Source organism: Paenibacillus ferrarius (genome assembly GCF_002027705.1).
GTDB lineage: Bacteria > Bacillota > Bacilli > Paenibacillales > NBRC-103111 > Paenibacillus_E > Paenibacillus_E ferrarius.
On the sequence record NZ_MBTG01000056.1, the window covers coordinates 35236 to 60715 of the forward strand.

The 25480-nt window shown below is 46.0% G+C and carries 25 protein-coding genes; 19 read left to right on the forward strand and 6 right to left on the reverse strand.

The features are described from left to right. The first annotated feature begins 28 nt into the window (after nt 1-28). Both BC351_RS35415 and BC351_RS35420 read left to right on the forward strand, forming a co-directional pair. On the forward strand, nt 29-1018 hold the full coding sequence (locus tag BC351_RS35415; RefSeq protein ID WP_079419959.1) for an AAA family ATPase: 990 nt from the start codon (nt 29-31) through the stop codon (nt 1016-1018). Further along, nucleotides 1015-1917, forward strand: a complete 903-nt coding sequence (locus BC351_RS35420; RefSeq protein WP_079419961.1) for a DUF58 domain-containing protein — start codon at nt 1015-1017, stop codon at nt 1915-1917. Before BC351_RS35415 ends, BC351_RS35420 begins: the two co-directional genes overlap by 4 nt. Here BC351_RS35420 and BC351_RS35425 read toward each other — a convergent pair. Continuing rightward, on the reverse strand, nt 1914-3122 hold the full coding sequence (locus tag BC351_RS35425) for an MFS transporter (protein ID WP_144028631.1): 1209 nt from the start codon (nt 3120-3122) through the stop codon (nt 1914-1916). The two genes, BC351_RS35420 and BC351_RS35425, sit on opposite strands and share 4 nt — an antisense overlap. Before the next feature lie 135 nt (nt 3123-3257). Between BC351_RS35425 and BC351_RS35430 the strand changes: the two genes are divergently transcribed. From BC351_RS35430 to BC351_RS42550, 8 genes are all read left to right on the forward strand, one after another. Further along, nucleotides 3258-5213, forward strand: a complete 1956-nt coding sequence (locus BC351_RS35430) for a vWA domain-containing protein (protein WP_079419964.1) — start codon at nt 3258-3260, stop codon at nt 5211-5213. Next, nucleotides 5197-8061 (forward strand): VWA domain-containing protein, encoded by a 2865-nt coding sequence (locus BC351_RS35435; protein ID WP_079419966.1) that lies wholly within the window; start codon nt 5197-5199, stop codon nt 8059-8061. Before BC351_RS35430 ends, BC351_RS35435 begins: the two co-directional genes overlap by 17 nt. A 100-nt stretch (nt 8062-8161) precedes the next feature. After that, nucleotides 8162-8644 carry a hypothetical protein gene (locus BC351_RS35440; RefSeq protein ID WP_079419969.1) on the forward strand — a complete coding sequence of 161 codons (483 nt, stop codon included), beginning with the start codon at nt 8162-8164 and terminating at the stop codon, nt 8642-8644. A gap of 165 nt (nt 8645-8809) precedes the next feature. After that, nucleotides 8810-10651, forward strand: a complete 1842-nt coding sequence (typA, locus tag BC351_RS35445; RefSeq protein WP_079419972.1) for a translational GTPase TypA — start codon at nt 8810-8812, stop codon at nt 10649-10651. A 125-nt stretch (nt 10652-10776) separates the two neighbouring features. Beyond that, nucleotides 10777-11061 carry a YlaH-like family protein gene (locus BC351_RS35450; protein WP_420851030.1) on the forward strand — a complete coding sequence of 95 codons (285 nt, stop codon included), beginning with the start codon at nt 10777-10779 and terminating at the stop codon, nt 11059-11061. A gap of 34 nt (nt 11062-11095) precedes the next feature. Then, nucleotides 11096-11533: a hypothetical protein gene (locus BC351_RS35455; protein ID WP_079419974.1), complete on the forward strand. Its 438-nt coding sequence runs from the start codon at nt 11096-11098 to the stop codon at nt 11531-11533. Between the two features lies 1 nt (nt 11534). Beyond that, complete coding sequence (locus BC351_RS35460; protein WP_079419976.1) at nt 11535-11816, forward strand: hypothetical protein; 282 nt, start codon at nt 11535-11537, stop codon at nt 11814-11816. 176 nt (nt 11817-11992) lie between these two features. Then, a complete protein-coding gene (locus tag BC351_RS42550; RefSeq protein WP_158082341.1) occupies nt 11993-12136 on the forward strand; it encodes a hypothetical protein in 144 nt (47 codons plus the stop codon). A gap of 43 nt (nt 12137-12179) precedes the next feature. Here BC351_RS42550 and BC351_RS35465 read toward each other — a convergent pair whose 3' ends face one another. Continuing rightward, complete coding sequence (locus BC351_RS35465) at nt 12180-12725, reverse strand: YhcN/YlaJ family sporulation lipoprotein (RefSeq protein ID WP_079419978.1); 546 nt, start codon at nt 12723-12725, stop codon at nt 12180-12182. A 113-nt stretch (nt 12726-12838) separates the two neighbouring features. Here BC351_RS35465 and BC351_RS35470 point away from each other — a divergent pair, with 113 nt between their 5' ends. Beyond that, the gene (locus BC351_RS35470; protein WP_079419980.1) at nt 12839-14170 is read left to right on the forward strand and encodes a PhoH family protein; all 1332 of its coding nucleotides are present in this window, start codon (nt 12839-12841) and stop codon (nt 14168-14170) included. Between the two features lie 553 nt (nt 14171-14723). Then, nucleotides 14724-14954, forward strand: a complete 231-nt coding sequence (locus tag BC351_RS35480; protein WP_144028632.1) for a hypothetical protein — start codon at nt 14724-14726, stop codon at nt 14952-14954. Here BC351_RS35480 and BC351_RS35485 read toward each other — a convergent pair. From BC351_RS35485 to BC351_RS35495, 3 genes are all read right to left on the reverse strand, one after another. After that, a complete protein-coding gene (locus BC351_RS35485; protein ID WP_079419989.1) occupies nt 14951-15235 on the reverse strand; it encodes a hypothetical protein in 285 nt (94 codons plus the stop codon). The two genes, BC351_RS35480 and BC351_RS35485, sit on opposite strands and share 4 nt — an antisense overlap. 36 nt (nt 15236-15271) lie before the next feature. Next, nucleotides 15272-16366 (reverse strand): coiled-coil domain-containing protein, encoded by a 1095-nt coding sequence (locus BC351_RS35490; protein ID WP_079419992.1) that lies wholly within the window; start codon nt 16364-16366, stop codon nt 15272-15274. Between the two features lie 100 nt (nt 16367-16466). Continuing rightward, nucleotides 16467-17432 carry a hypothetical protein gene (locus BC351_RS35495; protein WP_079419995.1) on the reverse strand — a complete coding sequence of 322 codons (966 nt, stop codon included), beginning with the start codon at nt 17430-17432 and terminating at the stop codon, nt 16467-16469. Nucleotides 17433-17519: 87 nt separating this feature from the next. On the opposite strand from BC351_RS35495, the gene BC351_RS35500 reads away from it, so the two are divergent. Next, on the forward strand, nt 17520-18650 hold the full coding sequence (locus BC351_RS35500; protein WP_244209287.1) for a class I SAM-dependent methyltransferase: 1131 nt from the start codon (nt 17520-17522) through the stop codon (nt 18648-18650). 46 nt (nt 18651-18696) lie between these two features. Here BC351_RS35500 and BC351_RS35505 read toward each other — a convergent pair whose 3' ends face one another. Then, the gene (locus tag BC351_RS35505; protein WP_028558057.1) at nt 18697-18927 is read right to left on the reverse strand and encodes a DUF2626 domain-containing protein; all 231 of its coding nucleotides are present in this window, start codon (nt 18925-18927) and stop codon (nt 18697-18699) included. Nucleotides 18928-19297: 370 nt separating this feature from the next. On the opposite strand from BC351_RS35505, the gene BC351_RS35510 reads away from it, so the two are divergent. The 6 genes from BC351_RS35510 to BC351_RS35535 all read left to right on the forward strand — a co-directional run bounded on the left by BC351_RS35510 (nt 19298) and on the right by BC351_RS35535 (nt 25471). After that, entirely contained in the window at nt 19298-19951 is a 654-nt protein-coding gene (locus tag BC351_RS35510; protein ID WP_079419998.1) for an RsfA family transcriptional regulator, read from the forward strand. A 104-nt stretch (nt 19952-20055) separates the two neighbouring features. Then, complete coding sequence (locus tag BC351_RS35515) at nt 20056-21003, forward strand: ketopantoate reductase family protein (protein WP_158082342.1); 948 nt, start codon at nt 20056-20058, stop codon at nt 21001-21003. A gap of 13 nt (nt 21004-21016) precedes the next feature. Beyond that, a complete protein-coding gene (locus tag BC351_RS35520) occupies nt 21017-21418 on the forward strand; it encodes a DUF3397 domain-containing protein (protein ID WP_079420003.1) in 402 nt (133 codons plus the stop codon). A 400-nt stretch (nt 21419-21818) separates the two neighbouring features. Then, nucleotides 21819-23498, forward strand: a complete 1680-nt coding sequence (locus BC351_RS35525) for a peptide ABC transporter substrate-binding protein (RefSeq protein ID WP_079420005.1) — start codon at nt 21819-21821, stop codon at nt 23496-23498. Between the two features lie 104 nt (nt 23499-23602). After that, nucleotides 23603-24535, forward strand: a complete 933-nt coding sequence (locus tag BC351_RS35530; RefSeq protein WP_079420007.1) for an ABC transporter permease — start codon at nt 23603-23605, stop codon at nt 24533-24535. Between the two features lie 3 nt (nt 24536-24538). Next, complete coding sequence (locus BC351_RS35535) at nt 24539-25471, forward strand: ABC transporter permease (RefSeq protein ID WP_079420504.1); 933 nt, start codon at nt 24539-24541, stop codon at nt 25469-25471. The last annotated feature ends 9 nt before the right edge of the window (nt 25472-25480 follow it).

The window sequence follows — 25480 nt, forward strand, 5'->3', positions numbered from 1 at the left end:
TTTGAGAGGAACAGGAGGGGCAGAATTAATGGTCGAATCCAAAGAACAATTAGATAGCTGGAGAGCAGCGGTCGAGCAAATGAAAGAGCAGATTGGTCAAGTCATCGTTGGCCAGCAAGAAGTCGTCGAGCAGATGCTTTGGTGTATTTTAGCTGGAGGGCATGCGCTGCTTGAGGGAATACCAGGTCTCGGGAAAACCATGCTTGTGAAAACGATCGCGGACACAGTGGATCTTAGCTTTTCACGCATCCAATTTACACCGGATTTAATGCCTGCAGATATTACAGGAACGAATGTGATTCAATTTGGGACTCAAGGTGAAACTTCTTACAAGTTCCAGCACGGTCCGTTGTTTGGTCATGTCGTTCTCGCAGATGAAATCAACCGGGCAACACCCAAAACCCAAAGTGCTCTGCTCGAAGCCATGCAGGAGAAAACCGTTACGGTGGGTTCCGAAACTTACAAGCTCCCGACGCCCTTTTTTGTTTTGGCCACACAGAATCCATTGGAGCAAGAAGGAACATATCCGCTCCCTGAAGCACAGCTTGACCGATTTTTACTTAAAATTCATGTCACGTATCCAACGAAAAACGAACTAAAGGAAATTGTTATCCGAACAACCTCGGGTCAGCGGCTGCAGGCCGAAAAAGTAGCAGATGGCTCACTCTTGCAAGATATTCAATCAGGACTCAAAGAAATTCTTGTTTCTGATGAGGTCCTTGACTTTGCGGTTCAATTGTTAATGAATACGCATCCAGAGGAATCTACGGCACCTGATGAAGTCAAAAGATACATTCGATATGGGTCAGGACCTCGTGGTGTCCAAGCTATGATTTCCGTGTCAAAAGTTAGAGCATTTCTCGCTGGTCGTTATCATGTCTCGAAGCAGGATGTGTGTGTGGTCGCTGTTCCGGCATTGCGACACCGTTTATTTCTTAATTTTGAAGGTCAGGCTATGGGGATTTCGCCGGATCTTATTGTTCAAGCCATCATTAGCTCAATGGAGAATGGACGATGAGAGGTGGTTTAAATTTACTGGATCCCGCCCTAATGCGGCGATTGGATCAGATGAGTATCGCTGCAAAAAGCCGCATTCGCGGAACTATGCAGGGCAGTAGACGCTCTAAGCAGTTAGGTTCATCACTCGAGTTTGCGGATTATCGTTTATACACGCCAGGTGATGATACACGTCAATTAGATTGGCATGCCTACGGGCGAACAGGAAAACCGTTCATTAAGCTATTTATGGACGAGCAGGAGCTTCAGGTTCATTTGTGGTTGGATGCTTCAAAATCGATGGATTTTGGACGCAAAGAAGGGGTCATCCCTTCTAAGTGGGAGTATGCCAGACAGTTGGCGGCAGGCATTGGTTATTTGTCATTAAACCGTTATGATCGCGTAAGCGCTGCAACGTTCACGAATGAGGTTACGAAGCAACAGAAGCTGCTTCGCGGGAAAGGGAGTTCATTGCGGCTTTTTGAATTTCTGGCAAGCACTGAACCAGATGGGATCGGGGATATTAGCGCTGCATTTCGCAATCCAGCGATTTTACCCCGGCAGGCAGGGATGACTTGGGTGTTTTCGGATTTTTTTTACGAACAAGGGCTTGAAGACGCTTTGAAATATTTGCTTGCAGCGAAGCAAGAAGTGGTAGTTGTCCAAGTGCTGGCGCCTGATGAGCTTGACCCTTTGCTCACGGGAGAGCTGCGTTTGCTTGACAGCGAAACAGGGGCAGCCAGAGAAGTGGCGATGAGCAGCAAGGTGCTTCAAGCGTATAAAGAGGCAGCATTTCAGTATACACAGACGCTTAAGTCGTTTTGTTATGAGCGTGGGATCACTTATCTCCTTGCCTCAACGGATGTGCCTGCGGCTGATTTTCTGCTTGGAGAGTTAAGGCGAAATGGGCTTGTTCGTTAGCGCTGTGCCCCTTGAGCCCTGCTGCGTCTCGCATGCCAGTAGCACCAGCCATAAATTAGGATGAACACCACGATAAGCACAGTTGAGCAGCGGTACATGACTGCATAGCTTCCACTGAAACTGGCCAAAGCACCTAAAGCCATCGCACCTAAGCCAATGCCCAAATCGTTAGCTGAAAAAAAAGTTCCGTTAGCTGCGCCGCGGCGGCTAGGCGCAGCTCGCGCAATGGTCCAGGCCTGCAAGGCCGGCTGTATAGATCCGAAACCAACTCCATAGCACAGCGCAGAAACTGCGAGGCTTACCTCGGAATGCGCATAGGACAGCAGAAGCAGTCCAGTGATCGTGAACAGAGCACCGGGAAGAAGTACCCACTGAGGTCCTTTTCGATCAAACAGTACTCCTGTTATCGGTCTTACGATAAGGACCATCGAAGCATTGCAAAGAAAAAACCAGCCGACATTAGAAATACCCGCTTCATGTCCGAACAATGTGATGAAAGTGACAATACCTCCATAACAAATCGCGGTGCATAGTAATAAAAAAGAAGGCAGCAAGGCAGTTCGCTCCCACAAACGATCCGTGAATTTCGGAGGTTGAGCCGACTTTTCTGGAGGCAGCGGTTTACTGTATGTAATAAAAAGCGAACTAAATAAAGAAAGCAGTGCCAGACAGGTTGAGATTAGCAGTACGCGGGGGAACCCATAGGTTTGCAGGATCCATAATCCGGTTAAAGGCGCCAGCGCCATGGCAAAAGTGTTGGAAAGTCCGTAGTAGCCCATGCCTTCTCCTCGCCGCTCAGGCGGGATAATATCAGCGATGACGGTGCCTAACGAGGTCGTTGACAGGCCCCAGCCGATACCATGGACGAAGCGGGCAGCGAGAATCAGCGCAACCGCAGCCATATAGGAATACCCAGCTATCGTCAACGTGCAGATGGCTAATCCAACTAGCAGAACGTGTTTTCTGCCCAGTAAATCAAGTGCTCTACCAGCGAAAGGCCGGGTAATCAGTGAAGAAATGGTGAAAATCCCAATCACGAGACCGACTTGCACATCGCTGCCTCCTAATTGTGAAACATGAGTCGGAATAGTGGGAATGAGCATTTGAAAGCTGAAGAAAAGCAATAAGTTTGACAATGATGTGATTAGAAAAGCTTTGGTCCAAAGCGGCTTTCTTTTCTTATCACTTACAGATACTGATTTCATGTTGCCTCCCATGTTGTTCATAAGCAAAGGTGTTAGACGAGGGAAAAACAGGTCTACGCCAAGTAGTATGCCCAAGCGATGATATTCGAACGCAAGATAAATAGAATGACATTTGCCGTGGAAAGGTGAGTACTTATGCAATTCGCATCGTTAAGCGGGCTATGGTTCTCGCTGGCTATCCCCGTTATCTTATTGCTGTATATGTTAAAGCGCCGGTACACGGATACCGTGGTACCCAGTCACATGCTTTGGCAGCGGATTCTTCGAGAGCAAGAGGCTAATCGGCCTTGGCAGCGGCTTCGCAAGCATCTACTGCTGTTTCTTCAATTGTTGGCAGCCATATTGCTGATACTTGCTTTGATACAGCCTTTGATTCGAGGCCAGCAGGCAGCGGCGAAGGCTCATGTCTTTTTCGTTCTTGATGCTTCAGCAAGTATGCAAGCCTCACCCGGCATGAAAACAAGGTTGGATGCCGCAAAGCAAGGGATTCTTGATTATGCGTCGGATGCAGCCGGGAACCGCAGCTATTCTCTTTTAGTTATGAAAGATCAGCCCGAACTGATCTTGCAGAAGGAAGCGAGTGTGGCGGCGCTCCAGAATGCGCTTGAGAAGGTAGTGCCTTTTTATGGCAAAACAAAGGTGCAGGAGGCACTCTCGTTAGCTTCGGCATTAACACGCGAAGAAGCAGACGGAGAAGTGCGTATCTACACGGACCGGCAGTGGACGGATAAAATCGAGGGCATCACGTTTGCTATCCCAGTAAGTATGCAGGATTTCGGGGACGCTTCGGTAAATGTGAAAGGAGACGGAAACCAGGGAGGGAACCAAGCGGACCAAGGTTTGACCAATGTGAGTATCGTCCAATTTGGGGTAAAGAGCAGCGCGCAAGCTGCGGATACAAGAGCAGTAGCTGTGTTGAAGAACTGGGGGACTGTGAGCACGGCGGTCAAAATGACGTTATATGCGGATTCGCAGCCGGTTCACGAGGAATCCCTTCAACTTAAGGCTGGTGAGCAAAAAACATATGCCATACAGCAGATGCAAGCGGCTAAAGTGTACAAGCTCCATTTGGACGTCAAAGACGCCTTGGAGACAGACAACACAGCTTATGCTTTTCCAGAAGGAACAGGCCATTTGCAAGCTGTTTATGTGGGCGAGGGGAATTTGTTCATGCAAAAAGCTTTGTCTTTGGCAAATGTAGATGTGCTGCAAATGCAAAAAGGAAAAGACGGAGCTTACCCTATCCCTTTGGGGCTTGCTCCTGATTTGATCGTTCTGGATGGGATAAGTGAAGTGGATTCAGCCTTGCAATCAAACCAATGGCAGCAATTACTGCGGTCTAAGCCGTTGTGGGAGCTGGCATCTATGGCTGAAGCGGAAGTCGCTGTGCCTCAAAAAGCATCCTTTACGATAGCGGAACATCCGGTAACTCGCTACCTTCGTCTTCAGGATGTCAACATTGTGAAAGCTCAGCTCAACTCACGGCTCTCTTGGGGGAAAAGCATTGTTTCATCAGCTGAAGTTCCGTTGATCCTTGCGGGTACAGAGAATGGCCGTCCAAGGCTTTCTTTCAGGTTTCCGCTGGAACAATCCGATTTAGCGCTGCGGTCTGAATTTCCTATACTTGTTCAAAATGCGGTCGCTTGGCTGACTGAACATCAAGGTGGCAATCTAGGTCGGATCATAGCAGGCGAACGCTTGAGCATTGCGCTCCACCCGGAAGCTGTGAAAGCGGTTTGGCAAACAGGGATGTCAGGTGTTCCGAAGCAAGAAGCCGAGCTGGTGCAAAAGGGGTTGTCAGGCGTTCAAACGGTGCCGCTGCTTCCCGGTTTATATGACTTTGTAGAGTATAATCTTGAGGGCCGTGAGCTGCAGTCGCGATTGCTGGAAGTCATTATGGACCCTAGGGAATCGAACATCAACGCGAAGCAAGAAAGTTCTCTGACGTTTCAATCAGTTCAAGGGAATGCGGAGAAGTCCAACACGGGGGACAGGGTTGGTTTTATTGGTCTTCTACCTTGGCTCATTGCAATTTTGCTGGCGTTACTAGTTGTCGAATGGGAGGTGTACAGACGTGGGTATTCAGGTTGAGCATCTTCGCGTCCTGCTGCTGCTGCCGCTGCTTCTTATCTACATCGGATGGTTGTGGATAAGTCTTCGCCGTCTCCAAGGTCCTAGGAAAAAAGCAGTTGTTGCACTTCGCTCTATGATGTTGATCCTGCTTGTTTTTGCTCTGGCAGGCACACAGCTGTTCACAAAAACCAACCAAAGAAGTGTTGTGTTCGCAATTGACCGCTCTGAAAGTGTCAAGGAAGATAGGAAAGAGTTAGCATGGATTCAAGAGGCGGTGAAAGCGCGGACTTCAGAGAAAGATCAATCAGGAGTTGTCTCGGCTGCGCTGCAAGCTTCCATTGAGAAACCCGTTGATGCCAGAAACTTGGATGGATTTCAGTTTACCGCCGAAGCCAACCCGCAGTTTACTAATTTAGCTTCCGCTCTCCAGCTAGCAGCTGGATTACTTCCAAAGGGAAACTCAGGACGTGTAATTATGATGTCGGATGGCGAAGAAAATGTGGGTGACCTTCTAAGCCAAGGCAAGCTTCTGCGCGATCGCGGCATTCAAGTAGATGTGGTTCCGCTTGTGGGCAAAGAACGTAAAGATGCTGCGATTGAAACGGTTCGAATACCAGACAAGCTCTATCAAGCGGAAGCTTACACGCTCCAAGTGGTCATTCGTTCCACAACCACAGGTCCAGCGCAATTGCGAGTGTTCGAGGACAACCGCGAAATGTCGGTTCAATCGGTGCAATTGAATAAAGGGGAGAATGTATTCGCTCTGCAATCTCTTGCCAAGGAGCCGGGATTCCATCGGTACCGAGCGGAGGTTTATCTGGAAGGCGATGAGCAGTCGGCCAATAATACACAGTATGGATTCAGCAAGGTTCAGGGTCCTCCGAAGGTATTGATCGTGGAAGGAACGGCGGGCAGCTCTCAAAATGTAGAAAGCGCTCTGCAAGCTGCAATGATTCCTTTTGAAACGATCGCTCCTGAGCTGCTTTCCAACGCTTTGGTCACCTACACGGGGTATGAAAGTATTATTTTAAATAATGTAGCCGCAACCCAAATTCCGCAGTTCAAAATGGACATGATCGAGCAGGCCGTGAGGGATTACAGCATTGGCCTTGTCATGCTGGGAGGGGATAACAGCTACGGTCTAGGCGGTTATTTCAAAACACCAATCGAGCGGGCGCTCCCTGTATATATGGATTTGCGGGGAAAACGAGAAATTCCATCGCTGGGTATCGTGCTCGTCATCGATAAATCGGGCAGCATGTCCGGTGAGAAAATGAAGCTGGCGCAAGAAGCCGCATCACGCACGGTGGATTTGCTTAGAGAGAAAGATACGATAGGCGTGCTTGGCTTTGATTCGTCGCCGAACTGGTATGTAGAACCTCAAAAGCTGACAGATAAGAAGGGGATTATTCAGAAAATTAATGCGATCCCAGCAGACGGAGGGACGGAGATATATACAGCCGTTGAAGAGGCTTATTCCAAGCTTTCCAAGGTAGAAGCTCAGCGGAAGCATATTATTTTACTGACGGATGGTCAGTCTGCCACGAATCAAAGTTATGCAGCTCTTACCGAGAACATGCAAAAAGAACAAATCACCATGTCGACAGTCGCCATTGGAACGGATGCGGATCAATCACTGCTCAGTAAGTTAGCCGAGCTGGCAAAGGGAAGGTATTATGCGGCAGTGGATCAGAGTACGATACCGGCTATTTTTAGCCGCGAAGCTGTATTGATTTCGCGGACTTATGTCGTCAATCAGCCTTTTGTACCTACCGTAACCGGTGGTTCGGATTGGCGCAGTTTTATGGGCCAGGTTCTTCCTGTTCTGAATGGCTATATAGCCACAACGCCCAAAGAAGCTGCTGAGGTTGTTCTTGCAAGCTCCGAGCCGGATCCGGTTTTGGCTAGATGGCAGTATGGCTCAGGACGTTCTGTTGCATGGACAAGTGATGTGACAGGAGCGTGGTCGGCCAATTGGGTCACGTGGCCTGCTTTCCCCCAAATGCTTGCGAGTATGGTCAAATGGACATTTCCGCAGTTTCAATCCTCTCCGATTGACCTGCAAACACATCTGACAGGCAATGAGTTGTCGCTGGAGGCTTCGAGTGGGAATCCAGAATGGATTGGCGGCAGCGGTGATGAGGAGCTTCGAGCGATCGTGACGGATGAATCTTTGAGCACGCAGGAGATCAGCTTCACCTCTACAGCTCCAGGGAATTATTCAGCACAGCTGCCTGTGGATAAGTCAGGCGTATATATGGCGAAGACAGAGCTCCTTGCATCCGGCGGCGGAGAGGGAGCAGAGAAGCGCGTCATCGGCAGTTCGACGACCGGGTTCGTGATTCCCTATTCTCCGGAATATCGGATCACGGAAGGTCAAGGGCTTAGCAAGCTTCAGCAGCTTGCTGAGCTTACAGGCGGACGGATGCTGTCGCTGGAACATCCGGAAGAAGCCTTTGCTTTCGCTTCTGCTGCGCAGAAGCGATTCACCCCCATCAGCGTGTATCTGCTGATGGCGGCGCTCGCGCTGCTGCTGATGGACATCGCAGCGCGTCGCTTGTCGCTGCCGCCCGGCCTGTGGGCCCGGGCGTTCAACGGGCGGGCCGCGGCGGCGGGCCCGCCAGAGCAAGCGGAGACGCCGATGGGGCGTCTGCGGGGACGCAAGCAGCTTGCGGAGCATAAGCTGCAGCGCAAGAGTGAGCGCCTCGCCGAAGGCGGCGCTCTGCGAGCCGCGGCTGCGCCGCCGCGGCCGATCCCGGAGCAGCCTGCGGCAGCAGCTCCGGTGCCCCCTCCAGCGGCGGCTGTGCAGACGCCGCCGGACAGCATGAGCCGTTTGCTGGAAGCCAAACGGCGGGGCCGCAAATAGGAGATGACCCTAGCATTTTCGAAGAAGGTGCGATACACTATTTGTAGAAGGGTGTCGAAAGCGGACGCCTTATTGACAAGTGAATTAGGAGGGGATTTGATTGGCTAGAAATAGCTACTCCATCGGTGTCCTGTTAATCGGCCTGGCCGTCGTATTGCTTCTCGGAAAACTAGGTGTTTTTCATGTGCTTCTTTCCTTTTTTTGGCCGCTCGTTTTGCTCATTCCGGGGCTCTTGTTTCATTTTTTGTTTTTCAACCGCACGCTGCCGGTTGGCGTTCTTGTGCCGGGCGGCATCTTGACGACGTATGCCGTCATGTTCTTCTATTGCAATCTTTTTGGATGGCATTCCATGAGTTATCTTTGGCCTGGCTTTATTCTAGGCGTAGCCATTGGTTTATACGAGCTTCATCTGTTCGATCGCGGAAGTGATCGCGGTGTACTAATCGCCGCCATGATTTTGGGAATTATTTCAGTTGTCTTTTTTGGACTCACTTTGCTTGTCCACTTAGGCGTCTATGTAATCGCTTTGATCCTTGTTTTTGCAGGACTTTTTATGATGTTTCGCAAGCGGAAAGTTTGGTAGTTACAGACAGCTGTATGTAAAAGTTTTATGTTGGTTGGGTTTTTACCTTGCATAATGTCGTAAATCTGCGTATAATAAGGGTAAATGTCAAGCGTCGGCGCTTATGTCCGACGCTTGTTTTATGAACAGAGACGAAAATTATAGGGTAGAGAGGGTTTGACATTCATGCACGCAAGAGACAAGATTCGCAATATTGCTATCATCGCGCACGTTGACCACGGCAAAACAACACTCGTAGATAAATTGCTTCAACAATCCGGAACATTCCGCGATAACGAGGCTATTCAAGAAAGAGCAATGGATTCCAACGATCTAGAGAGAGAACGCGGTATTACCATCCTTGCAAAAAATACGGCGATTAACTATAAAGATTACTTGATTAACATTGTAGATACACCTGGACATGCTGACTTCGGCGGAGAAGTTGAACGTATCATGAAAATGGTAGACGGCGTATTGTTGGTTGTTGATGCTTTCGAAGGCACAATGCCACAAACGAAGTTCGTTCTGCGTAAAGCATTGGAAAGCAACCTTTCTCCAGTTGTTGTTGTTAACAAAATTGACCGTCCAAACGCACGCCCTCAAGAAGTTGTGGATGAAGTTCTTGACTTGTTCATTGAACTTGGTGCAACGGATGAGCAGCTTGATTTCCACGTTGTATATGCTTCCGCTCTTCAAGGTACGTCCAGCTTGGATGCAGAGAAGCAAGATGCTAACATGGAAGCTATTTATGAAACAATTGTTAGCCACATTCCGGCTCCTACAGAGGATGTTGAACAACCGCTTCAGTTCCTTGTTACATTGATGGATTACAATGAATACCTGGGTCGTATCGGTGTTGGCCGTGTGAACCGTGGTAAAATTCGTCAAGGGCAAACTGTTGCGGTTATGACGCGTGAAGGCGGACAAAAACAAGCTAGAATCGAGAAATTATTCGGTTTCACAGGCTTGAAACGGATTGAAATTGAAGAAGCAGCTGCAGGGGATATCATTGCGATTGCAGGGATCAAAGATATCAATATTGGTGAAACGGTCGCAGATCCTGCGAATCCGGAAGCATTGCCTGTCTTGAAAATTGATGAGCCTACGCTTCAAATGACCTTTATCGTAAATAACTCACCGTTCGCAGGACGTGAAGGGAAATGGGTAACTTCCCGTAAAATCCGCGAGCGTCTATACAAAGAGCTTGAAACTGATGTTAGTTTGCGCGTTGAAGATACAGACAGCCCGGATGCGTTTGTCGTATCAGGCCGCGGCGAGCTTCACTTAGGTATTTTGATTGAAAACATGCGTCGTGAAGGTTTTGAATTGCAAGTTTCCAAACCAGAAGTTATCATCCGTCAAATTGACGGACAAAAAATGGAGCCAATCGAGCGTTTAATCATCGACGTTCCAGAAGACAGCATGGGTTCCGTTATGGAGAGCTTAGGTTCCCGCAAAGCGGAAATGGTTAACATGATCAACAACGGCAGCGGCAACGTTCGTCTTGAGTTCTTAATCCCAGCTCGTGGATTGATCGGTTACAGAACGAACTTCTTAACACTTACACGCGGTTATGGGATTATGAACCATGCTTTTGACAGCTATGGTCCTTACCAAGGCGCTGGTGTAGGCGGACGTCATGAAGGAGTTCTGGTTTCCAGTGAGTCCGGCGTATCGACACTTTACGGAATTCTTTCTGTAGAAGATCGCGGAATCTTGTTCGTACATCCACAAACAGAAGTTTACGAAGGAATGGTTGTTGGCGAGCATACGCGTGACAATGATATCATCGTTAACATCTGTAAGGAAAAAGCGGTAAACAATATCCGTTCTGCGAACAAAGAAGAAACGGTCAAAATGAAAACTCCTCGTATGTACTCTTTGGAGCAAGCGCTTGAGTATTTGAATGATGATGAGTATTGTGAAATCACACCAAAATCTGTTCGTATCCGTAAAAAGATTTTGAACAAAAGCGAGCGCGAGCGTGCAGAAAAGCACCGCAAAACTGCGGAAGCAAACGTATAGTTCACAAAGTGTTCTTAATAGGGGGAATGTCAGCCTTTGGGCTGCGTTTCCCTTTATTTTTTTGGGCGTATGAGCGATAATGATGTAGACTTTATTTTTTGGAAATGGAATGGAGTGTATGTTGGATGACTGCCTTGAATGAATGGTTTGGTAATCACATTTACATCACGTATCTATTAATCTTTATATTTATGTCTTATGTGTATAACAAGGTTTTCCGTACGCGCAAGCTCCCGGTTCTCAAAACAGCTCTCATCTATGTTTTGATGGCGCTTGGATCTGTGATGCTGCTAGGATTTCAACTGGTCGGCCTGCCGATTGTGCTTTGTTTGACGGTAGCGATTTCATTGATGTTTCTTGTGCGAATTCGTTACTTTATTGAGAAAAGAAGCGGGAATCGACCTACCTAAACGAACTTTTCTCTAAGGGAAGACGGGGGTACTAATGACGCGATACTGGTTAACGCCTATTCTAGGCTATTCACCTCTGATTCTAGGATCTGAGCGAATTCATTGCACGCCGCTTGCCGACTTGGAAGCTTTTCGCCTTATCGCAAGCAGGAAGCATCCACGATTGCTGCCTATGTTCAAGGCGGGTCTGCTGCTTAGTGATGATGAAGACGTATGTGGTTCAGAGCTCGTAGAATTGGATTTATCGGAGTTAGAGGACATTGTATTTAATGGAGATCCTTACCATCTCTCCCATTGCGCAGAGGCTTTTCTGGACTGTCTCCTTACGCGTCAGGAAACGTGGGAACTGGTTTCATCCATTTCGGATATCGATTGGGACGACCAAGACCACGATGTCCAGTGGAAACAACAATGGTTGCGCTGGATAGAAGCTGGCTGCGACGTTATTATTCTCAGAGAGGATGGATATTAATTTGAATCTCCAGGATACTTTTTTCAATTGGCTCCAAATGCATATTGTTCATCAAGCAAGGCCGGACGATGAAGCCGCCAAAGAGACATTGGACTTTTTTGCGCTTATTTTGCGTGAAGATCATGGTGTTCAGCATCTCGAGCTTGTGAATGAAACCGACCGTCAGAAGATTCACATTGCCTACGAGAAAGACGGCATTTCCAGCAAACAAAGCTTTGACCGGGAATCCGCGGAGAAGCTGTTGGATGATATTAATTCCAATCCGATTTACAATAATCAATAAGGACAATTTGTTCATAACTTTTTGAATCAGACGTACAATAAGGTATATCTGGGTTAAAAAGGAGTGTTCACATGCGCCGAAAATAGATACATATGGGTGGAACGCTTGCCACCGGCTATGCTATACTGTAAGTGTAAGGATCGTTTTCAACCACCTTAGTAGGAGGCGCAGACGATATGGCTGAACACATCCCAGCTTTGCCGGAGCAAATGATTGAGCGCGCCCACATGATGATTAAACCTGAATATGAGAAAACTTGCACGAGCCGCGTAATGGTAAACATGCCCGGCCAAGTTTTTGTTGCGATAAAAAAAGCCTAGATCTGCGCTCATGCAGTCAGGCTTTTTGTTATCTTACCGCGAATTACGGGTTAGGATTTCCTGCTGGATTCGCGTCATTGGGTCCTTGATTATTCGATGGATTGCGAATATCACGAGGCAGCTGTGGCATCACACGGCCCATGATATCAGCCATTTGTTCAGCAAACCCGGTAATCGGCCTGCCAGCTTGGATGTTGTCCCGGATGTTGCGCAGCCGTTGATCCAAATCCATATCGGCTGTTACGATTGCATTCACGCCGTAAGGATCTTTCTTGAGCGCCTCGGCTACGGAGTATTTGACCGTACCGACTTTGGCTCGATCCAGTTCCTTATTAATGTTAATGCCAACGACAGCGGTATTGCCGAAGACAACGCAATGTGCGCTCTCAACCTGCGGGATGCTGGTGGCTAACTGCTCCAACCGCTGTGCAACAGCTTTTGAATCTTTTATCTCGAGCTTTTGCGGGGCAATTTGTTGAACTTTAACTTGTTTTTGATTTGTATCTTGAGAGGGGGCACCACTTTTCGGCGCTTGACTACATCCAGCCGCGAGGGCCAGTACCAACGAACATACGTACAATAGTCTCACTAGAATCGATCCTTTCCTCAAATCTCGCGTTTAGTTTGTCCTGCACAGCTAGGTTGTATGTATCATCAAATATAACCAATGATCTAACGCCAAATCTGGGAGGGGACACACCAATGAAAAAAATTTACGTGTTAGATACCAATGTACTGCTTCAGGACCCTAATGCTTTATTCGCATTCGAAGATAATGAAGTAGTCATACCCGCCGTGGTGTTGGAGGAAATCGATTCGAAGAAACGAAATGCGGAAGAAATTGGCCGTAATGCAAGGCATGTCTCTAGATTGCTGGATGGCCTCAGAACCAAAGGCAACTTATCGGACGGTATTACACTAGAGCATGGCGGCAGCATTAAAGTGGAGCTCAATCATCGCAGCTTTGCGAAGCTGCAAGATACTTTTGCTGAATTAACGAACGATAACCGAATTCTAGCGGTCGCGCTCAATTATCATTTGGAAGAGCAGGAGAATGAACTTCCGAGACCGGTCGTGATCGTAAGTAAAGATACATTAGTTCGTATTAAGGCAGATGTGCTAGGTATCCCTGCCCAAGATTATTTAACGGATCGTATCGTCGCACAAACGGATATGTATACGGGATATATCACCCTTTTTGTTCATCCTTCGGTGATTGATGAATTTTATTCGTACCGCTTCTTGACGGTGACCTCTCTTAATCTCAACTATATGCTGCATCCGAATGAGTTTGTCATCTTGCGGGATGAGCTTGGGTCTTCCAAATCAGCCTTGCTGAAAGTGACGACAGACGCCAAAAAACTGGAACCGCTCTTTATGAGCAATGATCCCATCTGGGGAATTGCCGCGCGGAATGCGCAGCAACGCATGGCTCTTGAGCTCCTGCTCAATGACGATATCCCGCTCGTCACCCTGACTGGGAAAGCGGGTACAGGCAAGACCCTGCTGACGTTGGCTGCTGGACTTATGAAGATTGAGGATGACCGCAAATACAAGAAGTTGTTAATTGCTCGGCCAGTTGTGCCAATGGGCAAAGATATTGGTTATCTGCCTGGTGAAAAAGATGAAAAGCTGCGTCCGTGGATGCAGCCGATCTATGATAATCTGGAATATTTGTTTGACACAAAAAAACCTGGAGACATTGAAAAAATACTCGCCGGACTCGGCAGTATTCAAGTAGAAGCACTTACGTACATTCGTGGACGTTCCATTCCCGGACAATTCATCATTATCGATGAAGCTCAGAACTTATCGAAGCATGAAGTGAAAACAATCGTTTCTCGTGTAGGAGAAGGTAGTAAAATCGTTCTGCTCGGCGACCCGGACCAAATTGATCATCCTTATCTGGATGCCTCCAGCAATGGTCTGACTTATGTGGTCGAAAGGTTCAAACAAGAAGGAATCAGCGGACATATTACGCTTGAGCGCGGTGAGCGTTCGCATTTGGCTCAGCTTGCGGCAGATTTGCTCTAAAACATGCAAAAGCTTCATCCGAGCCCGCTCTGAGCCTGCCGAAAAGGTCGGCTCAGCAGGGAAGAAGCATCGAACCCGCCCCGAGCCTGCCAAAAAGGCAGTCTCTCAGCTCAGGAAGAAGGCTGCCAGCCAGCAAAAGTAAGCTGAGCCAGCCCAAAAGACCGGCTCAGCAGGTGAAAAGCATCGAACCCGCCCCGAGCCAGCCCCAAAGGCAGTCTCAACCCCGGAAAATGGCTGCCAGCCAGCATAATTAAGCTGAGCCGGCCAAAAAGACCGGCTCAGCAGGTGAAAAGCATCGAACCCGCCCCGGGCCTGCCAAAAAGGCAGTCTCAACCCCGGAAAAAGGCTGCCAACCAGCAAAAGTAAGCTGAGCCCGCCCAAAAGGCCGGCTCAGCAGAGAAAAAGCATCGAACCCGCTCCAAAAGGCAGTCTCAGCCTCGGAAGAGGCTGCCAGCCAGCAAAAGTAAGCTGAGCCAGCCCAAAAGGCCGGCTCAACCTAAAGAAAACCATAACAAACAGGCGAATATTCATCATTGGATGGATATTCGCCTGTTTGTGTTTTAGTGTTTGTATATTTCACACGATGCTAAGCAAGGATCTCAATACGGCTGCGATACGCTTTGGCGATGCCTTTCATCAGCTCTTCCAGCTGACGATCGACAACAAATACTTCGCGGTCTTGGTCATCCTTGTACAGGGCAAGCAGATGCTCTTCGATCTGAAGAGCGGCTTGGTCAACTTCCGCTTGTGGACTGTCCGTTGTGAAGCGGAAGGATACGACTAATAGTTATTTTCTAATGGGCTCGTAAACCCGTAATCACTGAAGAGATCCGTTAATTCGGCGTTACTTGGCAGCAGTCGCAGTGCCATGGAATCTGTTTGGATGTTCAATTCTGTCATAACCGCTAAGGCGGCTAACTTCTGTACTTCCTGGCTAACAATAAGCATTTCTTTGTCGCGGTCAAATACGTCAGCTTTGCCTGCAAGTGCTTTGTCAATCTGTGCAAACAATCCGGGGAGTTTATCATCCGGCAGGTCCATTAATAGACCGATTTTGGGTTCCATGGGTATTCCTCACTTTGGTTAGTAGTCCATGCTAGTTTACAAGGATAATTTAAGTTTCACAACTGCGACGCCATTTTTGGTTTCGACGCTAACGACATCGAGGTAACTGACCATTTTTTTGGGGACGAAGCCAAGTTGAAATTCTTTGGTGAAATCCTCAATTGTTGTGTCAGGAAGCTGGAAGCCGTTGAATTCAAGCTTATCGACGACGAAACGGACTTCATTCATATCTGGATTTTCTTTCAAAATAAACTTTCCTTCTAAGGACGCTTCGATTTGATCTTTTTTACCTTTGGCCATAATGTGCCCATCGGTAAAAGTGAAATTCAGATCTTGCAGCAAGTTGTCTTTTTCGTGAATGTATGAATTGAAATCGGTGTCGCTGATGGTGATAACCGGATTTTTAATGGAGGACAGGTCCATGAATTTATTTTCTTTGGTTACGTATTGTGGAAGCTCGCGGAAGGCTATAGCCAAGTTAGTTAGATATTCCCTGAATAAAGGAACACCTTCTTGTTTCCACTGCTCATTTAAATTTTTAATCTGAGTTTGGATGACTTGTCCTTGCGCGCTGACGGCCAATTGTTTGTCCAACTCCGCTTGAAGGGTGACGAGACGTTCCCGCTGAAGAAGGAATTTCTCTTTGGTCGCCTGAAGCTCGGTTCGCGACGTTTCTAGTTCTGTTTTTAGGCTTTTTAACCTGTTGAACGAATCGGTGAAAGCCGATAGAGCGCGTTGATCATTCGTGATGATCATTTGCAGGTATTCAAACATGCGCAGTGCGTCTGAGAAGGATCTTACGCTGAACAGCAGCATCCAAATTGAATCCCGATCGCCTGTATAGTAAGCCCTCATCACTTTGCCGGCATGCTTCCTTGTACTGTCGACATGGTTAGTCTGCTTGACGATATCTTGTTCATTTTGCCCGATTTGAACGACGATTTTGGCGTCCTGCTCATTTAATCGGCTAACCTCTTTGTCAATTTCAAAAATGGTAAGTCCTTTCTGTACGAGTTCTTTGGCTTCATCGGAAGCAGAACGCGGTTCTTCCGCTAAGACGGGATAGAAAGGCAGCGTGAATTGTGTGAATAAAAGCAAGGACAATAGTAAAAGTGCAAATTTATATTTCATCGAACGAATTCTCCCCCTATGAACAGATTATCATATTTCTATTAAATGAAGCACAAAAAAATACTTACCTCTGGGGAAGAGGCAAGTATTGGGCTTACTTCTATTTCTTCGCTGGTGCAATAAGCTTAAGAATTTCGTTGAAATTTTTCGCGTTTTTAGGTACTTCTCTTGTCAGTGGGGAAGCTTGGTTGATAGCATCGTAGGTTTGATGAAGAAGAATGTGATTGTCCTGCGACTTGCCATCCGTAGTCAGTGAAAAGTTGATATCAACGGTTTGATCACGAATAAAACCTTTATCGTCAATAGCGACTACTAATTTACTTGGCGCTTTAAGCTGAATGCCGTTAAGTTGTGTTTTTTTGAAGTCTTCGGCTTGAGCGGCTGTCAGCAAACCGTTATTTTGTAATGTGCCAATAAACTCAGGCAGCTTGGCTTGCAGTGCAGTATTGACCTCTTTTTCGTTTTTGCTGGTAAGCTCCACGCTAATGGATTTGGCGGAAGAGCCGTCTTTCAGCTTGACGGGATCTTTGGCTTCTTTGTACCATTTGGCGTCAATCCCGCTAAATACAAGATTGCCAAGCGTAGTAGACAACTGAGACGTATTTTTCAAAGTATCCAAGGAAAGCGGGCTTTTGCCGGCTTGGCTCATTTGCTGCATATCAATGGCATAGAACTCATCAGCAGTCTTATTTAGTGCTGGCATATTAAAATACAATTTGTTATCTTTAATGAGAATTGGTATCTCAAAAGGCGACGTAGATCCCTTAGGCGTAATTTTTAAGTCCGTTTGGAATTGCAGCGGCTCCAGGTTGCTAATCCCTTTCCAATCGATCGTGCTCTCTTTGAACAAAGACAGCAGGCCATTCGTTAAAGGGTTGGAAGACTTCATCAGGCCATCGCTTATGGATAACGTGGTACCCCCTTCAAACGTATAAGAGGTCATTTCTTTTTGTTTGCTCAGAGATTGCTCCAAGGCTTCTTTAACTTTGGTGTTGTCAGTACAAGCTGTGAGCGATATGAGGCTGATCGCTGTTACTGCTGTTAAGGTGATCCACTTCTTTGACATGCTAATCTGTCTCTCCTTCCATAATCCTACTTTATTATAATGGTTTCCTATAGGTTTGTCTGTAAGTAAACAATTGGAGGGCTCCTATTGAATTTAAAAAATCAGCTTGGACACCCGGATGTGGTGAAGACTTTGCTCACGGCTATCCAATCGGACGGCAGCGGAGCTGTCACATTTCGCGATTATATGGATATTTGTCTCTATAACGAGCCTCATGGTTATTATCGGAATGAAAATCCGAAGATTGGCAAGCAAGGCGACTTTTATACAAGCTCATCAATCGGTTCTATCATGGGTGAAATGATCGCAGCATGCATTTGCAAGGAGCTGCCTGCGGATTATTCTGAGCATGAAGCCATTCACATTGTGGAATGGGGTGGAGGGGCTGGGCGCTTAGCTCTGCACCTTTTGGATGAGTTGAAAAGAATGACTCCAGCTGTATATGAGCGGGTAACCTACACGATGATTGAATCGAGCGCATATCATCGAGAGCTGCAGCGCGCGGCGCTTCAGGCGCATTCCTCGAAGCTTAGATTTACCGATGCGGCAGAGTGGCTTGTAGAAGAACCTCAAGAGAATGTCTATGTAGTTGCAAATGAGCTTCTGGATGCCTTTCCTGTTCATCGAATTCGTTACAAGGATTCCGCTTTTCAGGAGTCCTATGTAAGCTGGCAAGAAACAGAGCAGGTTTTCCAAGAAATTTGGCGTCCATTGCAATCCGAACATATAGTAGACTATCTAACTCATATTGAAGTTCAATGGCTGGACGGGCAAATTGGGGAGATTAATCTTGCTGCCGATCGTTGGATAGCAAATGTGGGTCAACGTATGGCGAGCGGATGCTGCATTGTGATTGACTATGGAGACAGCGATACCGAGCTTTACGCAGCTCACCGCTTCCAAGGATCATTGATGTGCTACCGCCAGCATCAAGCGCATGACAATCCGTGGATTCATCAAGGGGAGCAGGATATAACCGCTCATGTGAACTTTAGTGCTTGTGAACGGGCTGCGCGGCAGCAGGGATTTGCACCCATTACAATTCAGACGCAGCGTGAGTTTTTGGTGGAGCAAGGGATATTGCAGAGGCTGCAGGACCATTATGATCCGAATCCGTTCAGTGACGTCTCCAAACGAAATCGTGCTATTAGGCAGCTTTTATTAAGCGATCAGATGAGCGAGCTGTTCAAAGTGCTTATAGCCATGAAAAAAAGGTGATCCGCGGGGCGGGTCACCTTTTTGCTTGTTGTTAAGGTTAAGGGAATTAGATTGACATTTTGAAAAATGACCAGTACGTAAATCCGCTGAAGGAAATAATCATATATCCCCAGAACAACAATATGTAGGTACGTTCTGACAAGCGCATATAGCCTAGAATAACGAATACGGCTGTTTGAAAAAAGAAAATTAGAGACATAGGTATCATATCGCCTGCTAAGCTCATCAGCGCGATAACAAGTGTCCAAAAACCTAGAACCCGAAACATGCGATCCATTCTCGTTACATCCCCCTCTCGTACCACGTTGCACTTTAACTACAACACATTATACCTTTTGAACTGAACCGTGTAAACCGTCAAACGGTGACGAAATTCAAAACATTTCATCAGATAGTAGTAGTATGCCTTTTTATCGGAATCCCATGTATGAGTGTCAAAAAATTTGGCAATACCATTTAGTATCAAATAGATTCTATGAACTCTAGTACGGGCATAGAAATAGTACTAATGGCACGAATCAATTTATACCTGTTATCTACGAATTGATTCTTCTTTATTCACTTTGGAAGCAAGCTCGGTAATGTTCCTGCGAGCCAGAAGCTTTCAGTTAGATGTATCTGTACATTATGTTAGGAGGTTTGACCTTATGTCGGCAATTAGACAAGATGCTTGGAGCGATGAAGACGACTTGATCTTAGCGGAGGTGACACTGCGTCATATCCGAGAAGGAAGCACGCAATTATCTGCGTTTGAGGAAGTTGGGGAACGCATTGGACGTACAGCAGCCGCCTGCGGTTTTCGTTGGAACAGCTTTGTACGGAAGAAATATGAGGCAGCCATTCAAATTGCCAAAGCGCAGCGTCAGAAAAGAACACAGCTTAAGAAGCATGCCGCGGTTTCTATTTCAGGCGCATCCTCGATTGGATTGCTGGATAATCCGGATTTATCAACGGGTAAAACAGAAACTTTTACCGAAGAGACGTTATCCATTGATGCTGTCATCCGCTTTTTGAGACAATGGCGAAGCACATATCAAGATATGAATCGCCATATCAAAAACTTGGAAAAAGAGCTGCAGGACAAAGAGGATGAATTAGATAGGCTTGGAAGAGAAAACAATAAGCTGAACAAACAAGTCAATGAAGTGGAAACCGACTACCGTGTCGTCAATGATGATTATAAAGCGCTGATTCAGATTATGGATCGGGCGCGTAAAATGGCCTTTTTAGTGGAAGAAGAGGAAGAGGAGAAGCCGCGTTTCAAAATGGATGCAAACGGAAATTTAGAAAGAGTAGAGTAGACTAGTTGTATGACTTTAGCCGGAAGCTTCAGATCAAGGTGAACCCTTGGACTGGGGCTTTTTTGTTGGTTATAATGGAGTTTGGGACGAGAGGGGTTGAAGTAATGCGTATTATGATTGTAGGGGCAGGCTCTTTGGGACTATTATATGCTGCCAAGCTAGCGGCTTTATGTGAACATATAACCGTCATTGCAAGAACGAGAGAGCAAGCTGAGGAGTTGACTGCACGGGGGATTGCGCTCATAGGTGCAGATAAAGAGAAGCGAAATGGTAATAACGCGTCAATAACATTTAACTACTATATAGAAGAAGCGGAATTCACGGGGTCTTTGAAACAATCGTATGATTACCTTTTTCTCATGGTCAAACAACCTTCCATCACTGAGAAACTTGTTGCTTATGTGAAAGCGCAAATGAATGAAAGCACTTATTTGGTTAGTTTTCAGAATGGTATTGGCCATGAAGAAATGTTGAAAAGCGCCATAAGTCCAAATAGATTGCTGATGGCGATCACGACAGAAGGGGCTAGACGAGAGGGTCTGACAGCTGTCGCGCATACCGGGGCGGGCACTACATTCCTAGGACCTTTAAATCAGGAGGAGGGTTTAGGTCAATTATCTCATATTTTGTTGGTGGAGCTGCTTCAGAAGGCAGGATTTCAGGCAGAGATGTCGAACAACATGGATGTAAGAATATGGAGCAAGCTGATCATCAACGCGGTCATTAATCCTCTAACAGCCATAATGCGTGTGCAAAATGGCGAACTGCTGCATTCAACCTGGTCGCTAAGCTTGATGGAAAGCTTATATCGAGAAGCACTTGTGTTAGCTGAGGCCAGAGCTGTGCGGCTTCCTGACACATTGTGGAACACCATTCTTGATGTCTGCGCGGCTACTGCAAAGAACCATTCCTCGATGCTCCAAGATATACTTCATGCTCGTACAACTGAAATAGATCGGATTAACGGAAGCCTTCTGGAGATGGCGAAGTCGCTGAATCTTAAGCTTCCAACGCACCAAACGGTTTATCAAATCGTCAAAGCTCTAGAATAAGAAGGTGTCTCTGATGTGGAAACTGCTGTCCAGCTGGTTTATGAATTTATATGCCCTATTGGCTGTTGCGCCATTTATTACGTTTATCCTTTTGTGGCTCCTCGTTTATGTTTTTCTTCGGGATAAGAAGATGACAACGCGATTAACGATGGATGTGACGACGTTCTTTTTGCTGGGGTCTGTTTCTTTGATGTGGAATCAATTGTTCCATACGAATTTTGGGTTCTGGTTAATCGCGCTCGTTCTGCTTATTGCTTTTGGCATTATTGGCGGCTATCAAACGAATCTCAAAGGCAAAACGGATTTAATGCGGGTAAGCAGGGTAGTCTGGAGACTTAGCTTTCTGGGGCTTTCGGCACTTTATATTTTATTGTTTTTTCTGCATGTCGGGAAAAACTATATTTTCTTGACGTAGTCTCCCGTTATTCATGCGAATGGGAAGAAAAATTCATTTTTTTCTATGATCTTTGTAATATTTATTGAAGATTTGTAGAAAATAACAATGAATTTCGTCTAGATTTTATTGACCGATGGTTGTATAATTAGAATCCGTGAGGCGCATTTCCGCCTTATATGATTATAACATTATTCTTACAAAGGTAAATTAATTCTGGACAATCTTTGGTAATATGTTATAATTCCTTGCGTAGAGTCTAGTAATTTTTTTTACCATAGCTTTGCGTAAGATATCCTAACATGTTTGAAGCGGTTTCATTTTATTATTGGGTTCATGGTGTAAAGTTTATGTAATAATAACTCTCAAACACACCTAGCCATAGATGTCTAGATATACATAATTTTAAAGGAGGAGTTTTATGAAAGCGACGAAGTGGGTTTCAACAGCAGTAGCATTAACCCTGATGGGTAGTGTAGCAATTGGTTGTGCTAAAAAAGAGGAAAATCCTTCAACATCTCCTGGGGACACGAAAGGTACGTCAGCTCCAGCTTCCAACAAACCGCAAGAACTGAAAATCAATTTTACAGCTGAGCCTCCAATCATGGATAGCTCCAAAACAACAGCAAATGCTGCATTCACGTTCCTTGCCGCATTTAACGAAGGACTTTATCGTACAGATAAAGATGGGAAGGCTACTCCAGCACTTGCCAAAGATTTCCCGAAAATCTCCGCAGATGGTCTGACATATACGTTTGACATTCGTGATAACGCAACTTGGTCAGATGGACAGCCTGTTAAAGCACAAGATTTCGTATATTCCTTCAAACGTACACTTGATCCTAGCACAAAAGCTCAATACAGCTTCATCGTTGCTTGGATTAAAGGTGGAGAAGCAGTTACTAAAGCAAAAACGCCTGAAGAAGTTAAAACGGCACAAGATGCTCTTGGCGTAAAAGCTATTAGCGATAAACAGCTTGAAATTAAACTTGAAAAACCGGTAGCCTTCTTTACACAATTGCTTGCTTTCGCAACTTTCTTCCCGCAAAGAGAAGATTTCGTTACTAAAGCTGGTGACAAATACGGCGCTGAAGTTGATAAAGTTATTGGTGCGGGTCCGTTCGTTCTGAGCAAATGGGATCACGGTCAAACACTTGAACTTGTTAAAAACGATAAATATTGGGATGCTGCTAACGTGAAGCTTACAAAAGTTACAGCTAACATCGTTAAAGATACCAATACAGGTCTGAACCTATATGAAACAGACGCAGCTGATTTGACAGAAATCAACCGCGATCAATTGAAACTGTACAAAGGTAAACCAGACAACCTGCCTAAACCAGAGTTGACGAACTCTTACCTGATGTACCAAACGAAAAAAGTTCCAGCATTAGCTAACAAGAAGATTCGCCAAGCTTTGGGTATGGCGATCGACCGTCAAGCTTATGTAGATACGGTTCTGGCTAACGGATCTGTAGCTTCCACAGGGCTTGTACCAGGTGGTACTTCTGACGGCAACGGCGGAGACTTCCGTAAATCGGCTGGCGAAACACAACCGAAGTTCGATGCAGCGAAAGCAAAACAATTGCTTGCAGAAGGTTTGAAAGAAGCTGGCTTAACAGCTCTTCCAAAAATGAAAGTGAATGCAGATGATACTGAAACTGCGAAAAAATCACTTGAGTTCATCCTTGCACAATGGAAAGAAAATCTTGGATACGAAGCTGTTGCGAACCCAGTTCCACATGCTCTGCGTATTGAGCTTTCCTCCAAAAAAGATTTCGAAATCGTACTTTCCCTATGGGGCGCGGATTACAACGATCCAATGACGTTCTTGGATATGTGGGTAACAGGTGGAGAGTTTGACGAAGGCGACTACAGCAACCCAGAATACGATAAGCTGGTCAAATCCGCTCAAACCGAAGTTGATGCTGCCAAGCGTTCCAAAGCGATGATCGATGCTGAGAAAATCCTTATGGATGATCAAGGTGTAGCACCACTTTACTTCCGTACACGTGCTTACTTGAAAAAAGATAATGTAAACGGCTTGATTCTTCCATCATTTGGACAAGAGTGGGAATTGAAATGGACATCTATCAAGTAATCTAAGTTCGGACTGTGATTAGTTAAAGAAGAGGCCGTTCGCACCTCGTGGGAGCGGCCTCTTCTAAATTTCTCAAGAGTTAATTTTAATAAAGGAGGAGCAATATGGTTAAGTTCATTCTTCGCCGTTTCTTATACGCGCTTATTACGTTATGGCTAATTGCATCATTTACTTTCGTATTGATGAAAAACTTACCAGGTAATCCACTTGGAGAAGGCGCCGAACGGATTCCTAAAGCTACGAAAGAGATGTTGTTGAAGCAATATGGCTTGGATAAGCCATTATGGGAACAGTACTTGACTTTCATGAACAACATCATCCATGGCGATCTAGGAGCTTCATTTCAATTCCCGGCTCACAAAGTTACGGATATTATTAAACAAGCATTTCCTTCTTCACTGAAGCTTGGTTTAATTTCCATTGCTATTGCTATCGTAGTAGGTTTAACATTAGGTATTATCGCGGCACTGAAGCATAACAAAGCAGGCGACTATACAGCGATGTTCATTGCGATTTTGGGTGTATCTATCCCGTCTTTCGTTCTAGGGCCACTTTTATCTTATTATGTTGGCGTTAAATGGGGCATACTTCCTGCAGGATTATGGAAAGGACCCAAATACGTCATCTTACCGTCACTCGCGCTTTCTTTTGGTACCATTGCGATTCTAGCCCGTCTGATGCGAACGTCCATGTTGGATGTACTGAATCAAGATTATATTAAAACGGCGAAATCCAAAGGTTTATCCAATCTTACCGTCGTTGTTAAACATACAGTTCGGAATGCGATTCTCCCGGTTATCACAATTATCGGCCCAATATTTGTAAACGTCATCACAGGTACACTCGTTGTAGAGCAAATTTTCTCAGTGCCAGGCTTGGGGAAACACTTTGTAAGCTCGGTTACTTCCAATGACTACACGATGATTTCTGGATTAACCATTTTTTACTCAGCTATTCTAATTTTAGTAGTATTCCTTACTGACGTAGCGTACGGTTTTGTTGACCCTAGAATTCGTCTTGGGAAAGGCGGGAAATAATTGATGCAAACTCCAAATAACACATCTGAGGCTAACTTTAAGTTTGCTCCCGTATCGAAAACATCTTTAACTGGCGATAGAATTTTAAGACCTTCGCTCAATTACTGGCAGGACGCATGGAGACGACTTAAGAAAAATAGACTGGCTATGGCTGGCTTAATTATATTGGCAGCTTTAATCCTATTAGCGATTATTGCGCCTCTTGTTTCTAGCTACGATTATCAGACACAAAACTTAAAGTTGAAAAACGCAATGCCAAGCGCTGATCATTGGTTTGGAACAGATGATTTTGGACGCGATCTGTGGACGCGTGTCTGGGTAGGCACACGAATTTCCCTTTTCATCGGTATTACCGCGGCATTGATCGATTTAGTGGTTGGTGTTATCTATGGTGGTATTTCTGCCTACTACGGCGGGAAAGTCGATGAAGTTATGCAGCGTACGATTGAGATCGTTTATGCGATTCCTTTCTTGTTGATCGCGATTCTCTTGATTATGGTTATCGGATCAGGGATTTCCTCGATCATCATCGCCTACAGTATTACGGGCTGGGTTCCCATGGCTCGTCTAGTGCGGGGTCAAATGTTGACATTGAAAGAGCAGGAATTTGTTCTTGCTTCCCGTACATTAGGTGCTTCTCCGCTGAGAATTATTATGCGCAGTCTAATTCCGAATGCGTTGGGCATCATCATCGTACAAATTACGTTCGTTGTCCCATCTGCGATCTTTACGGAAGCTTTCTTAAGCTTTATTGGACTAGGCGTTGTACCGCCGCTGGCTTCACTGGGTAACTTATTATCCGACGGTGCTAATGTTATGCGTTTATATGCATACCGTTTAATTGTCCCGACCATTGTTTTCAGTTTGATTCTAATAAGCTTTAACGTCCTTGGCGACGGGCTTCGCGACGCACTTGATCCGAAAATGCGCAAGTAAGAAGGGGTG